Below are 14138 nucleotides of genomic sequence, written 5' to 3'. Positions count from 1 at the left end.
GTGAACTCCGCTGCGCGGCGGCAGGTGTCGTACTGCCGCCTGTGCGCTTCTTCCTGCGGTGTCCTGCTCGATATCGACGACGGCCGGATCACCAGGGTCCTCGGCGACGCCCACCATCCGATCTCGCGCGGCTACACCTGTGTGAAAGGCCGGCGCGCGGGTGACCTCGCGCACGGTCCGGACCGGCTGACCACCTCGCTGCGCCGTACCCGCGCCGGGGCGTACGCGCCGGCGCCGGTCACCGAGGCGGTCGCCGGTATCGCGGACCGCCTGCGCGGGATCGTCGACCGGCACGGCCCGGACGCGGTCGCGCTGTTCATGGGCACCCAGCAGAATTTCGCGGCGCTCACCCCGCTGCTGGCGCGCGCGTGGTTCCGCGGCACCGGCTCGCACAAGCTGTTCTCCACGATGACGATCGACCAGTCCGCGAAATGGGTGGTGGCCGAACGGATGGGCAGTTACCTCGGCGGGCGGCAGCGGTTCGAAGACGCCGATGTATGGCTGCTGGCGGGTACCAACCCGCTCGTGTCCGGAAACGGCGGCGACGGGGACGGCGCGGTCGTGCAGAATCCGTCGGTGACGCTGCGTGCCGCCCGCGCGCGGGGATTGCGGTTGATCGTGGTGGATCCTCGTCGCACCGAGACCGCCGCGCTGGCCGACCTGCACCTGGCGCCCCGGCCCGGCACCGACGCGGTGCTCTTCGCCGGGCTGCTGCGCTCGATCCTGACCGAACAGCGGCACGACGCCGACTTCTGTGCCCGGTATGTCGGCGACCTGCCCGAACTGGCCGCAGCGGTCGCGGCGGTGACCCCCACGGTGGTACGGCGCGTCTGCGGTGTCGGCGAGGACCAGTTGCGGGCGGCCGTCCGGATGTTCGCGGGCGGCGGTCGCGGGATGGCCACCACCGGTACGGGTGTCTGCATGGGGCCGCATTCGAACCTCGCCGAACACCTGGTGGCCGCGTTGAACGTCATCTGCGGCCGCCATCTGCGCGAAGGGGAGCGCGCCGATGACCGGGCCGTGCTCACCCGGCAGACGCCGGCCCGCGCCGAAGTGGCGGCACCTGCCCGCGATTACGAACACGGGTTCCGGAGCCGCATCGGTGGTGTCCGGGCGATCCGGGGTGAACTGCCGTCCGGGATCCTTGCCGACGAGATCCTCGAACCCGGGCCCGACCGGGTCCGGGCGCTGATCGTCTCCGGCGGAAATCCCGCGGCGGCCCTGCCCGGCCGGGCGAAGATCCTGCGCGCCCTGCGGTCGCTCGATCTGCTCGTCTGCGTGGACCCGCGCATGTCGGACACCGCGCGGCTGGCGGACTACGTGATCGCGCCCACGACCATGTACGAACGAGCCGACCACACCGTCATCATGGAACCTTTCTTCCCTCGTCCCTTCGCCCAGTACACACCCGCGGTACTGGACCCACCGCCGGGCGTCGTGGACGACTGGCGGTTCTTCTTCGACCTCGCGGCGGCATCCGGGCAGCCGATCAAATTCGCCGGCCGGATCCTCGATCCGCATCGGCCACCGACCGCGGAGCAGCTGTTGGCCATGACGACCGAACGGGGCCGGGTGGCCTTCGACGATCTGGCAGGCGCGCCGCACGGGTATCTCGCGGGTCCCAGCGGTGCGGTCGTCGGACCGGCGGACCCGTCCGCCGCGGGCAACCGCCTCCGGCTGATGCCCGGCGACGTGCACGAGGAACTGCGAGCCGCGCTCACCGGAACCGGTGACCAACCCGATTTCCCGCTGCGCCTCATAGTGCGGCGGATCCGCGAGGCCGTGAACTCCACCGGCACCCGCGTCCCGGGGCTGGTCCCCGGCGGAACCAACCCGGCCGCCCTGCACCCTGCCGACCTGGCCGCGCTGGGGCTCGGCGACGGCGAAGCGGCCACCGTGCGCTCGGCGGCAGGGCGGGTGCGGACGACGGTCCGAGCCGACCACACGGTGGCGCGCGGCACCGTTACTATGACCCACTGCTTCGGCTCCCTGGACCCGGACGAGGAGTTCGGCGTGAACGTCAACGATCTGGTCGGCGTCGCCGGGGCGCAGGCGATCAACGCGATGCCGACGATGACGGCGGTTCCGGTCGCCGTCGAGCCCGCGTGCCCCGCGACCCCGGAGACGAGATGACCGGCGTCCGCACCGGGCACCGGATCTGCCCGCTGTGCGAATCGACCTGCGGCCTGCTCGTCGACCTGGACGGCAGACGAATCGCCGGAGTCGCGCCCAATCCACGCGATGTCCTGAGCGACGGGCACAGCTGCGCCAAAGGACTCGGGCTGGGCGCCCTGGAGTCCGACCCGGATCGGGTCCGGACCCCGCTGTTGCGCGCACCCGGTGGTGGCTTTCGCGCGGCCACCTGGGCGGAAGCGTTCGACGAGATCGGCCGCCGGTTGCCCGAATTCGTCACCGGCGATCCGGGCACTTGCGCGGTGTATCACGGGAATCCCGCCGCCCACCACCTCGACACCACCTTCTACCTGGGGGAGCTGATCGGCGCGCTGGGTACTCGTGCCGTCTACTCGCCCGCCAGTGTGGACACCTGGCCCAAGAACCTCGCGCACATTCTCTTGTACGGCACCGGCCTCGGCCTGAGCCTGCCCGATATCGATCGCACCAACCACCTGCTGATCCTGGGGTCCAATCCTGTTGTCTCCAACGGCAGTACGGTGACGGCACCGGGGATGCGCCGCCGGTTGCGCGCGCTGCGCGAGCGCGGCGGCAGTCTGGTCGTCGTCGATCCCGTCCGGACCGATACCGCCGAGCTCGCCGACCTGCACGTGCCGATCCGGCCGGGCACCGATGCCCTGTTCCTGTTCTCGGTGCTGTCGGTGATCGCCGCGGAGAACCTGGCCCGGCCCGCCCGGGTTCCCGCGGTAGTGGACGGAATGACCGAGGTTCTGGCGCTGGCGCGGGAATTCTCCCCGGAGACGGTCGCCCCGGTCTGCGGTATCGATCCGGAGATCGTGCGGCGGGTCGCGCGGGGTTTCGCGGCGGCGCCCACCGCGGTGGCGCATTCCCGGATCGGCACCTGTATGCAGGAATTCGGCACACTTGCGAACTGGCTGGTCGAGGTGTTGACGATCGTCACCGGGAATCTGGACCGCCCTGGTGGCGCGATGTTCGCACTGCCGCCCTGCGGGGGCCCGAACACTTGGCCGGCCAGCACACCGCCGCGGCCGATATTCGGCCGCTGGCGGTCTCGGGTGCGCGGGCTGCCCGAGGCGATGGGCGAACTGCCGGCGGTCTGCTTCGCCGAGGAGATCCGCACCCCCGGGCCGGGACGCACCCGCGCCCTGATCACCGTGGCGGGCAACCCTGCCCGCTCGCTGCCGAACACCGGCTCGGTCGAGAAGGCGCTGGCAGCGCTCGATTTCATGGTTTCGGTGGACTGCTATGTCAACGAGACCACGCGATACGCCGATGTGATCCTGCCGCCTCCACCGCTGGCGACCAGAGGGCATCACGATGTGACGCTGGCGCATTTCCAGATTCGCAATGTCGCCCGCTACACCGCACCGCTGCTCCACCCCGCCGCCGGTGAACTGCCGGAATGGCAGATCCTGCTGCGCTTGGCCGCGATCGCGAAGGGCACGCCGGAGCGCGCGGTCACCGAACTGGACGACGAGGTGGCCGCCCTCGCCGCCCGGCGGGCCGCGAAACTGGCGGGCGTCGACCAGGATCAGGTGCGGGTATCGACCGCCGGTCGGCACGGTCCCGAGCGCCTGTTGGACCTACGGCTGCGCGGCGGCCCCTACGGTGACCGCTTCGGCGCCGAACCGGGAGGCTTGACCCTCGCAGTGCTGGAGGCGAATCCGGACGGGATCGACTATGGTCCGCTGCGGCCGCGGCTACCGGAGGTCTTGCGCACACCGGACGGCCGGATCGACCTGGTACCGGAGCTGATCGTCGCCGATATCGCCCGGCTGCGCGCGAGCGTCGCCCGACCGGTCGCGCCACTGCTGCTGATCAACCGGCGCCAGCGCCGCGGAATGAACTCCTGGCTGCACAACGCCCTGCCCCAACCCGACGACGGTCAATGCGCACTGCTGATGAACCCGGCCGACGCGGCCGGGCGCGGACTGGTCGACGGGGACCGGGTGCGCGTCGGTTCGGCGACCGGCACCGTCACCGCGGAGCTCCGGGTCGACGACGCCCTGCGTCCCGGAGTGGTGAGCATGCCGCACGGGTGGGGGCACCGTGGGCCCGGACTGGGCATCACCCGTGCGGCGGCCGCGCCCGGCGCCGATTACAACGCGCTGGTGGACGACGCCACCGCACTCGAGGCGCTGACCGCGTCGCCGATCTTCAACGGTGTGCCGGTCACCGTGACCCGCCGCAGCGAGGAGACCCGCCGATGACCTACGTGATCACCCAGAATTGCTGTAACGACGCCACGTGCGTCGCGGTGTGCCCGGTGGACTGCATCCACCCCACCCCCGCCGAACGCGAATACCGCGACACCGAGATGCTCTACATCGATCCGGGTGCGTGCATCGACTGCGGCGCCTGCGCCGACGTCTGCCCGGTGGACGCCATCGCCGCGGCGGACGCGCTCGGCGCCGACCAGCAACCCTACCGAGACCTCAACGCGGAGTACTTCACCCGGCATCCGCGCACCGTGGCGCCGGGTGCGCATATCCAGCCGCTGCCCCTGTCCATCGCGACCGCCGGGCGCGGCGAGCCGGTCCCGCTGCGAGTCGCTGTGGTCGGCTCCGGGCCGGCCGCCTTCTACGCGGCGGAAGAACTGCTGGCCCGCCGGGATATCGCCGCCGAGGTCACCATGCTGGAGCGGCTGCCCGTGGCCGGCGGGCTGGTGCGATTCGGCGTCGCTCCGGATCACGGGCGCACCAAGACCGTCGACCGCGTCTTCCAGCGAACCGCTCACCGCGCCGGATTCACCCTCCACCTGGGGGTCGAGGTCGGCCGGGACGTGACAGACCAGGAGCTGCTGGCCCACCACCACGCGGTGGTGCACGCCTCCGGCGCGGCCGGCGACCGGCGGCTCGGCATCCCCGGCGAGGAGCTGGCGGGTAGTCATTCCGCGCGTGAATTCGTCGCCTGGTACAACGGCCATCCCGACCACGCCGACCGGGCGTTCGACCTGGGCGCACGGCGTGCGGTGGTGGTCGGCAACGGCAATGTCGCGCTCGATGTCGCGCGCCTGCTCGTCACCGATGTGGACCGGCTCCGCACCACCGATATCGCGGATCATGCCCTGGCCGCGCTGGCGGACAGTGCGGTGGAGGAGGTGATCGTGCTCGGGCGCCGGGGGCCCGAACACGCGGCCTGCACGACCCCGGAACTGCTGGCGCTGGGCTCGTTGCCGGGGATCGATGTGCTCGTGGACGGAGCCGTCGAGGCAGGGCCGGACGCCCCGATGAAAACACGGGTCCTCGCCGAGTACGCGCGGCGCCGGGCGACACCCGGCAACAAGCGGATCGTGCTCAGGTTCGGCCGCACCTGCGCGGCGATCGAGGGGCCCGGCCGGGTGGCGGCGCTGACGGTCAGGGAGACCGCCGGCGGAACTCCGGAGTCGATCCGGTGCGGGCTGGTGATCCGCGCGGTGGGATATCGCGGCCTGCCGATCACCGGACTCCCGTTCGACGAGGCCACCGCGACGGTCGCGAACATCGCGGGCCGGGTGACCGAACCGGCCACCGGAGCGCCGATTCCCGGGCAGTACGTGGCAGGCTGGATCAAACGCGGCGCGACCGGGGTGATCGGAACCAATCGGTATTGCGCGACGGAGACAGTGGAGGCACTGCTCGCCGATCATCGCCGGGGCCTGCTCGCCGAACCGGTCGCGACACCGGCCGATTTCACCGCTCTCGTCCGGGAACGGTGCCCGAATGCGCTGAGCGGCGCGGATTGGCGGGCCATCGACCGCCACGAGCGGCAGCGCGGGCTCGAATCGGGACGGCCGCGGGTCAAGGTCGTCGATACCCGGACAGCCGTGCTGGTCGCCGACGCCGAGCGGAACCACGGGTGAGTCGGGTGGACCCGGACCGGATACACACCTTCTGCCGTATCTGCGAACCCGGCTGCGGATTGGTCGCCGAGGTGCGCGACGGCGAGGTCCTCCGGTTGCGGCCCGATCCGGAACACCCTGTGCACAAAGGCTTCTCCTGCCACAAGGGCGTGCACTACCTGCAGCTTCATCACGACCCGGACCGACTCGACCGCCCGCTGAAGCGGACGAACCCGCGCGGCGCGGACCAGGGTGTCTTCGAACCGGTCGACTGGGACGTCGCGGTCGGCGAGATAGCCGCCCGGATACAGGATGTGCGCCGCCGCCACGGACGTAACGCCCTCGCCGTCTACCAGGGCAACCCGTCGGCGTTCAACGGCGCCTACTATGCGAACGCGGCCCGGATCGCGCGCGGCTTCGACACCCGGATGCGGTTCAGCGCCGGGACCCAGGACACCTCCGCCAAATACGCGGCCAGCGAAGCGATCTACGGCGCGTCGATGGCCCATCCGATCCCGGACCTGCTGCACACCGACTATTTCCTGTGTCTCGGCAGCAATCCGGCCGTTTCGCATATGACCCTGATTCACGTCTCCGACCCGATGGCCAAGCTCCGCGCCGTCCGGGCGCGCGGCGGGACGGTCCTGTTCGTGAATCCGCGCCGTATCGAATCGTCCTCGCCGGAAACCGGTGCGGTGCTGCTGATCAAGCCGGACACCGATTTCTATTTCCTGGCCGGGCTGCTGCACGAGATCCTGTTCCGGATCGGGTTCGACCGCGCCGCCGTTGCGCGGCGTGCGCGCAATATCGACGGACTGCTGGAATTCGTCCGCCGCTATCCGGTGGAACGGGTAGCCGGGGTGACGGGAATCGAGGCCGAAACGATCCGGCGGGTGGCGGACGATTTCTGCGCGGCGCCCAGCGCGAGCGTCTACATGGCGACCGGTGTGAACCAGGGCCGGTTGGGCGCGCTGGCCTACTGGATGCTCACCATGGTGAGCCTGTTCTCCGGGAACCTCGGTCGTCGCGGCGGCAATATCTACTCCCGCGGCATCGCGGACGCGGTGCGCGGATCGAAGCGGCGGCGGGCCGATCCCTACTTCGACGGCCCGCTCGGGGAACTTCGCACGGTGAGCGGCGATCTGCCCGCGGCACTGCTGCCGGAGTTCATCGAGAATCCCGACGAACCCGTGCGCGCGCTGATCGTCGTCTCGGGCAACCCGCTGCTGTCGGTGGGCGGTGAAGCGCGCCTGCGCCGGGCCTTCGAGCAATTGGAGCTGATCGTGACGGTCGACCTGTACCGCACGGTCACCGGCGAGCTGGCCGACTATGTCCTGCCCGCCACGGACTGGCTGGAACGGGCCGACGTCAATTTCCTGAATACGCTGGGCGTAGCGCTGGAACCCTATGTGCAGTACACCCCGGCCGTCGTGCCGGCCGCGGGCGAACGCCGTGACGACTGGTGGATACTCTCCCGTATCCAGCAGGAACTCGGCGTATCGACACTGCTCGACGATCCGGATCCGGATCCGTTCGCCACCATCGACGCGACGCTGCGTGCCGCGGGGACCACCCTGGACCAGCTGGCGGCGATGCCCGCCGGGACCATGGTGCTGCCCGATGCCGACCCCGACCACGTGTTCGGCATCGCGGTCCAGCACGACGACGGCCTGATCGACTGCTGCCCGGAGCTCTTCCGACGGGCCTACGGGACCGCGGAGACGATCTTCGCGGAACTCGCGGCGGAGCCCGTCGACCAGCTCAAATTGATCACCCGGCGCACCCACCACATGGTCAACAGCTGGTTGCACAACCTGCCGGTCTTCGATCGGGAGATCCACCGGGGCAATCCGCTCTGGATGCATCCGCAGGACGCCCGCCGCCGGGGGCTGGTCGAGAGCGATCCCGTCACCGTCCGCAATCGGTACGGCTCGGTCGAGGCGGTAGTGCAGTACGACGAATCCCTGCGCCGCGGCGTGGTCGCCATGACGCACGGCTGGGGCCAGGGCCGCGCCGGTGGGCTCGGTGTGGCGCGGCGCAAGGCCGGGGTGAACGCGAACCAGCTCGCGCCCACCGGCCGGGACGGCTTCGACATCCTCAGCAACCAGTCCCAGCTCACGGGAATCAATGTCGACGTGGTGCGCGGTGGGACCGACGACCCGTGCCACGAACCGGAACAGGCGAGGTCGATCGAATGAAGCCCGGCAGAACTGGTCAGGCGACGAACGTCGAGGGGATCACCCCGCCGGATCGCGCCGCGCGTCGGCGGGTCGCGGTGGTCACCGGCGGCGGTCGGGGGATCGGGGCCGCGATCTCGCGCCGCCTCGCCGCCGACGGGTTCGCGGTGGCGGTCAACTACTCGTCGAGTGCACGGGACGCACAGCAGCTCGCCGAAGAGATCAACGCGACCGGGGGCCGGGCGACCGCGATCCGGGCCGATGTAGCCGATGCCGCCCAGGCGACGGAGTTGATCACGGCGACGACAGCCGCGTTGGGTGCGCCGACCGTGCTCGTGAACAACGCCGGCATGAATCTCGCCGGGTCGGCGCGGAAACAGTCGCCGCGGGATTGGGACCGGGTGATCGGGGTCAACCTCAGCGGGGCGTTCTACTGCACTCACGCGGCGTTACCCGAAATGTACGAAATTGGTTGGGGCCGAATTGTTTTCGTCAGCAGCCCGTCGGGTGGGCGCCGGCCCGCCCCGGGCATGAGCGCCTACGCGGCCGCGAAAGCGGGGCTGGTCGGGATGACGCGCACCATGGCGCTCGAGGTGGCCCGGCGCGGCATCACGGTCAATACCGTGATGCCGGGCTTCGTCGACACCGACATCATCGCCTCCGGCGGGCCGGGCGCGGCGCGGGATCTGGCGGCCAGTTGGCCACGGATCCCGGCCGAATCGGTAGCGGCGACCGTCGCGTTCCTGGTGAGCGAGGAAGGCGGACACATATCGGGCGAAGAGGTCGGAGTCTGGCTGGGCGGCCCGGTCGGGATCTGAATCCGGATCGTGGAGTCCGGGCTCGGAGGGTCGCCGGTCACGTTGAGCCGCGCAGTTGCTCGGCCGCGAGGCGTCCGAAACCGCCACTCGCGCCGGTCATGACGACTGTGCTCGATGTGTCCTTCCGGGAATCCGTGCGTGCCTCGATTCAGAGCACCGCGTAGGGATGGGTTTCGGCGCGCCCCTGGAACGACAGGATCCGCGGGTTCTGGATACGGCCCGCGCGGATCTCGATCGCGCGCCGGACGGTTTCGTTGCCGTCCCAGGCGTCCGGCCCGCCCACCACGATCGGCAGGTACTCCAGCAGCGCCTCGGAGTTCTCCCAGGTGGCCGAGTTCCACAGGTACGACGGGCTGTGGTCCACACCGTAGTAGTGCAGGTCGTCGCCGACGGTGAACATGGGGTCGGCGAACGACGTCGGACGCGACCATTCGAAGCCCATGCCCGCGTCGCAGGAGACATCGACGAACAGAGTCGAGCGGGCGAACAGTTCGAGATCGTCGTCCAGCACGAAGAGCAGCGGATTCTCGGTGTCCTGGAACATGCAGTTGACGATCACGTCGTAGTGGGCCAGCACCTCGGCCAGCGGTCCCGGTTCCGGGGATTTCAAAGCGAGCGTGTGGCGGGGGTCGTGGGGGTCGCGCTGAAAGGTCTGCATCCGCACCGACGCGAACGGTGAGGCGACCGCTGAAACGCTGCGCTGCGTCAGCACCGTCACATCGCTGATCCCGAGTGCCGACAGCGCGCGCACCGCGCCACGGGCAGTGGCGCCGAAACTGATGACCGCGGCGCGCAACCGCTTACCGTAGTCGCCGGTGAGACCCCGCAGCTGCAACGCGTGCAGGACCGAGCAGTAACCGGCCAGCTCGTTGTTCTTGTGGAAGACGTGCAGACTGAAATTCCCGTCGGCGGTCCAGTGGTTCATCGCCTCCCACGCGATCAGCGTCAAACGCCTGTCGACGGCCAACTGGGTGAGCCGCTGATCCTGCACGCAATGCGGCCACCCCCAGACAGTTTGTCCCGGATGCATGGCCTCGAGGTCTTCGGCCAGCGGTTTGGGCAGCAACAGCACATCGCAGTCGGCGAACAGCTCCGCACGCGTCCGATGTCCGGCGACCAACGGCGCCAGCCGCTCGTCCGAGTAGCCGAACCGTTCACCGTAACCGTGTTCGAGGAAGATACTCGCCCGGATCCCGGGGTCGATCCGGTCGAAGTGCGCCGGATGGATCGCGAGCCGGTGCTCGTCCTCCTTGCGGGAGGTCGCCACTACACCGAGCGTCAGTTGCTTCACTGTACGAGCCTACGCGTGGGCGGCCACCGCGGATTCCACGAAGCAGAACAGCGGCTCGGCCGGATCACGCCGCCGCGATCCACCAGGTCACGGGCTGAGATAGTGGTGCAGCAGGGTCGCCCGGCCGTCCGATGTGAACCAGTCTCCCCGCGCGCTGTGGATCCGCGTCCAGCCGGTCCGTTCGGACAACGCTATCGCCGCCGGGCCGCCTGCTTCGACATCGAGTACGGCCCGGCGCCCGGAGCGGGACGCCACCGGTGACGACGACGACCTTTCCGTGTAGTTCGTGCCCGTTGTCCACCTGGTTCCTCGATTCCGGCGCGTGCGGTTCTTGAGGTATAAATCTAAAGGTATTAGCTTTAGATGTCGACGGCCCGACGGTTTCGCAGGGGCCGTGACAGACGATCCGAGGGAATGCGACGTATGTCCGACCTGATCCAGACCGAGCATCCGCGGCCCGGCGTACTGCTGGTCCGCCTGAACCGGCCGGATGCGCTCAACGCGATGAACACCGACCTCATCGAGGCCCTGCACGAGGTGCTGGCCGCGGTGCGTGACGATTCGGAGGTTCGCGCGATCGTGCTGACCGGGAACGGGAAGGCATTCTGCGCCGGACTGGATCTGCGCGGCTACGGCGCCCCGCCCGGCGCCGCGGAGGGGGAGGGGCGGCCGCAGGCGGGTCTGCGGGTGCAGCAGCACATCGCCTCGCTCGTGGAGGCGTTCCGGGGCGCCCGACCGCCGGTGATCGCCGCGATCAACGGCGCCGCGGCGGGTGGCGGCATGGCGCTGGCGCTGATGGCCGATATCCGGATCATGGCCGATACCGCCGCGCTGCACGCCTCCTTCATTCAGCGCGGTCTCTCCAACTGCGATATCGGGGTCAGCTGGCTGCTGCCCCGGATGATCGGATTCTCCAGGGCCGCACAGATTCTGCTCACCGGACGGTCGGTCGACGCGGCGGAGGCCGAACGAATCGGGATCGTGTCCTCGGTGGAACCGGCCGACCGCCTGCTCGATGCGGCACTGGAGACCGCGGAGGCGATCGCCGGCAACAGTCCGTTCGGGGTGTGGATGACCAAAGAGGTCATGTGGTCCAACCTCGAGGTGCCCAGTCTGCGGGCCGCGATCGATCTGGAGAACCGCACCCAGATCCTCAGCGCCATGACCAAGGACCACCGGGAAGCCGTGCACTCGTTTCTCGAGAAGCGCCCGCCCGTCTACCGCAACCACTGACAGGGCAACAGAATGACCAGACGACAGAAGGGCGGACGGCGATGAAGGTCGGCATCGCGGCCGGGTACTGGGGTTCGGGGCCGCCGCGGCGGATGGAACAGACCGTCGCCGAAGCCGAGGCCCTGGGTGTCGACAGCTTCTGGACCGCGGAATCCTACGGATCGGATGCGCTGACTCCGCTGGCCTGGTGGGGCGCGAAGACGAGCCGGATCGCACTGGGGACCTCGGTGTGCCAGATCTCGGCCCGCACCCCGACGGCCCTGGCCATGGCCGCCCAGACCATCGACCATCTCAGCGGTGGACGGTTGATCCTCGGGATCGGCGCTTCCGGGCCGCAGGTCGTCGAGGGCTGGTACGGCCGGCCTTATCCGCGACCGCTGGAGCGCACCCGCGAGTACGTCGCGATCATGCGGGCCGTGTGGGCCCGGGACGAGCCGGTCAGCTATCAGGGCCGGCATTACGAACTCCCGTACACGGGCGGCACCGGGCTGGGTAAGCCGCTGAAGTCCATCGTGCACCCGCTGCGCCGCGATATTCCCGTCTACCTGGGAGCCGAAGGACCGAAGAACGTCGCGCTGGCCGCCGAGATCGCGGACGGCTGGACACCGCTGTGGTTCTCCCCCAAGAGCGACGACTTCTACCGGGCCGCACTCGCCGAGGGGTTCGCCCGGGAGGGCGCGCGGCGCGCGGCCGGCGACTTCGAGGTGGCCAATGTCTGCTGGCTGGTCGAGGACGATGATGTGGAACGTGCGGCGGCGCGACTGAAACCGGTCGTCGCGCTGTACGCCGGCGGGATGGGCGCCAAGGAGGCGAACTTCCACAACGACGTCTTCGTCCGGATGGGCTGGGGCGAGGCCTGCGCGGAGATCCAGGAGTTGTATCTCAACGGCCGGGCGGATCTGGCGGCGCAGGCGGTGCCCACGGCCATGGTGGAGGACGTCGCGCTCGTCGGACCCGTCGACAAGATCTGTGAGGACATCGTGAACCGCTGGAAACCGACCTGCTTGACCACGCTGATACTCGGCGGCTGGCCGCGCCCCGAATCGCGGGAGCGGATCCTCAAGGCGGTGCGGTCGTGACAGTGGATCCGCGAACTCCGGTACTCGTCGGCGGTGGCCAGATCACCGACCGCGCGGGCGGCCGCGAACCGGTCGACCTGATCGCCGACGCCGCGTTCCGGGCGGCCGACGAGGCGGGCAGCGCCCGGCTGCTCGCACTGGTCGACTCGGTACGGATCGTCGGCCTGCTCTCGTGGCGCTATCGCGATCCCGGTGCGCTCGTCGCGGCACGGATCGGCGCGGAGCCCGCGCACACCGGATATACGGGCAGCGGCGGCAGCACTCCGCAAGCTCTGGTCAACGCGGCCGCCGCGGACATCGCCGCCGGGCGCGCCGAGGTCGTGCTCATCGGCGGCGCCGAATCGTGGCGCACCCGGACGAAGCTGCGCGCCCAGGGGATTCGACCCGACTGGACCGTGCAGGACGACTCGGTGCCGTCCGCGCCGATGCTGGTTCCCGAGGTGCCGATGCGCTCGGACACCGAGAAACGCGCCGGGCTGGACCGGCCCGCGTACATCTACCCGCTGTTCGAACAGGCCTTGCGGATCGGCGCGGGCCGCTCGATCGACGAGCACCGGACGGCGATCGGGGAGCTGTGGGCGGGTTTCAGCAAGGTCGCCGCGACGAATCCGTATGCCTGGACGCAACGCGAGTACACCGCCGCGGAGATCGTGACGCCGAGTGCCGACAATCGGTGGATCGCGTCGCCCTACACCAAGCTCATGAACTCGAACAATATGGTCGAGCAGGGCGCGGCGGTGCTGCTGTGCTCGGTGGCGGTGGCCACGCGGCTCGGGATCGCCCGGGAGAACTGGGTGTTCCCCCAGTCGGGCACCGAAGCGCACGACACCTACGATATCGCCGCGCGCGGCGCGCTGGACCGGTCGCCGGCCATCCGCGTCGCGGGCGCCCGGGCGCTCGAATTGGCGGGTATCGGGCTCGACGATCTCACGCATATCGACGTGTATTCGTGCTTCCCGTCGGCCGTGCAGGTGGCGGCCCGGGAACTCGGACTCGCGGTCGACGATCCGGATCGGCCGCTGACGGTCACGGGTGGCCTGACCTTCGCGGGCGGGCCGTGGAACAACTACAGCACCCACGCGATCGCGGCATTGGCCACCCGGCTGCGTGAATCGCCCGGCTCGTTCGGGCTGCTGACCGCGAACGGCGGTTACCTGACCAAGCACGCCTTCGGCGTGTACCGGTCGGAGCCGCCGGCGGCGGGATTCCGGCGCGAAGATGTGCAGGCGGTCGTGGACCGGGAGCCGACGGTTCGTCCGGAACCCGGGTACGCGGGCCGCGCGACGATCGAGTCGTGGACGGTGGTCCACGACCGTGCCGGACAACCCGAGCGGGGCTTGCTCGCCGCGCTCACGTCGACTGGGCGAACGCTGGCGGCCACCGCGGAGCACGATGCCCTGCAACGCCTCGTAACCGCGGATGTAGCGGGTGATCGCATCGAGGTGGCGGCGGACGGAAGTTTCCGGTTTTCATAGCCTGACCTGGTTGGACGGTGCGCCCTTGTGGTCCGCCATTGACCAGGAAAACCTAAAGGCATAAGGTAAAAGTCGGTTGGTCGCCGGATGT

At 69.8% G+C, this 14138-nt stretch carries 10 protein-coding genes; 8 read left to right on the top strand and 2 right to left on the bottom strand.

Annotation, left to right across the window (positions count from 1 at the left end):
• From OG804_RS09200 to OG804_RS09180, 5 genes are read left to right on the top strand one after another with little or no spacing between them, the layout of a single operon-like run.
• Positions 1 to 2133: a molybdopterin-containing oxidoreductase family protein gene (locus OG804_RS09200; RefSeq protein ID WP_328395897.1), complete on the top strand. Its 2133-nt coding sequence runs from the start codon at positions 1 to 3 to the stop codon at positions 2131 to 2133.
• On the top strand, positions 2130 to 4364 hold the full coding sequence (locus OG804_RS09195; RefSeq protein WP_328395895.1) for a molybdopterin dinucleotide binding domain-containing protein: 2235 nt from the start codon (positions 2130 to 2132) through the stop codon (positions 4362 to 4364). The genes OG804_RS09200 and OG804_RS09195 overlap by 4 nt, the downstream gene beginning before the upstream one ends.
• A complete protein-coding gene (locus OG804_RS09190) occupies positions 4361 to 5995 on the top strand; it encodes an FAD-dependent oxidoreductase (protein ID WP_328395893.1) in 1635 nt (544 codons plus the stop codon). Before OG804_RS09195 ends, OG804_RS09190 begins: the two co-directional genes overlap by 4 nt.
• Complete coding sequence (locus OG804_RS09185) at positions 5992 to 8172, top strand: molybdopterin-containing oxidoreductase family protein (RefSeq protein WP_442941774.1); 2181 nt, start codon at positions 5992 to 5994, stop codon at positions 8170 to 8172. Before OG804_RS09190 ends, OG804_RS09185 begins: the two co-directional genes overlap by 4 nt.
• Positions 8169 to 8969 (top strand): SDR family oxidoreductase, encoded by an 801-nt coding sequence (locus OG804_RS09180; protein WP_328395891.1) that lies wholly within the window; start codon positions 8169 to 8171, stop codon positions 8967 to 8969. The genes OG804_RS09185 and OG804_RS09180 overlap by 4 nt, the downstream gene beginning before the upstream one ends.
• Before the next feature lie 148 nt (positions 8970 to 9117).
• On the opposite strand, the gene OG804_RS09175 is transcribed toward OG804_RS09180, so the two are convergent.
• Both OG804_RS09175 and OG804_RS09170 read right to left on the bottom strand, forming a co-directional pair.
• Entirely contained in the window at positions 9118 to 10260 is a 1143-nt protein-coding gene (locus OG804_RS09175; RefSeq protein WP_328395889.1) for a N(5)-(carboxyethyl)ornithine synthase, read from the bottom strand.
• Between the two features lie 87 nt (positions 10261 to 10347).
• Positions 10348 to 10515: a hypothetical protein gene (locus tag OG804_RS09170; protein ID WP_328395887.1), complete on the bottom strand. Its 168-nt coding sequence runs from the start codon at positions 10513 to 10515 to the stop codon at positions 10348 to 10350.
• A 168-nt stretch (positions 10516 to 10683) separates the two neighbouring features.
• Between OG804_RS09170 and OG804_RS09165 the strand changes: the two genes are divergently transcribed.
• Genes OG804_RS09165 through OG804_RS09155 form a run of 3 tightly spaced genes read left to right on the top strand, consistent with a single transcriptional unit; the run spans position 10684 to position 14047 of the window.
• Positions 10684 to 11493: an enoyl-CoA hydratase/isomerase family protein gene (locus tag OG804_RS09165; RefSeq protein WP_328395885.1), complete on the top strand. Its 810-nt coding sequence runs from the start codon at positions 10684 to 10686 to the stop codon at positions 11491 to 11493.
• 41 nt (positions 11494 to 11534) lie between these two features.
• Positions 11535 to 12572, top strand: a complete 1038-nt coding sequence (locus OG804_RS09160) for an LLM class F420-dependent oxidoreductase (protein ID WP_328395883.1) — start codon at positions 11535 to 11537, stop codon at positions 12570 to 12572.
• Positions 12569 to 14047 (top strand): acetyl-CoA acetyltransferase, encoded by a 1479-nt coding sequence (locus OG804_RS09155; RefSeq protein WP_328395881.1) that lies wholly within the window; start codon positions 12569 to 12571, stop codon positions 14045 to 14047. Before OG804_RS09160 ends, OG804_RS09155 begins: the two co-directional genes overlap by 4 nt.
• The last annotated feature ends 91 nt before the right edge of the window (positions 14048 to 14138 follow it).

Source organism: Nocardia sp. NBC_00416 (assembly GCF_036032445.1).
In the GTDB taxonomy this organism is placed as follows: Bacteria; Actinomycetota; Actinomycetes; order Mycobacteriales; family Mycobacteriaceae; genus Nocardia.
This window is presented reverse-complemented; position numbering and strand designations above follow the sequence as displayed.

Coding starts and splice junctions, on each gene's coding strand:
- OG804_RS09195 (WP_328395895.1), top strand. CDS start 2,130: ATGACCGGCGTCCGCACCGGGCACCGGATCTGCCCGCTGTGCGAATCG.
- OG804_RS09190 (WP_328395893.1), top strand. CDS start 4,361: ATGACCTACGTGATCACCCAGAATTGCTGTAACGACGCCACGTGCGTC.
- OG804_RS09180 (WP_328395891.1), top strand. CDS start 8,169: ATGAAGCCCGGCAGAACTGGTCAGGCGACGAACGTCGAGGGGATCACC.
- OG804_RS09165 (WP_328395885.1), top strand. CDS start 10,684: ATGTCCGACCTGATCCAGACCGAGCATCCGCGGCCCGGCGTACTGCTG.
- OG804_RS09160 (WP_328395883.1), top strand. CDS start 11,535: ATGAAGGTCGGCATCGCGGCCGGGTACTGGGGTTCGGGGCCGCCGCGG.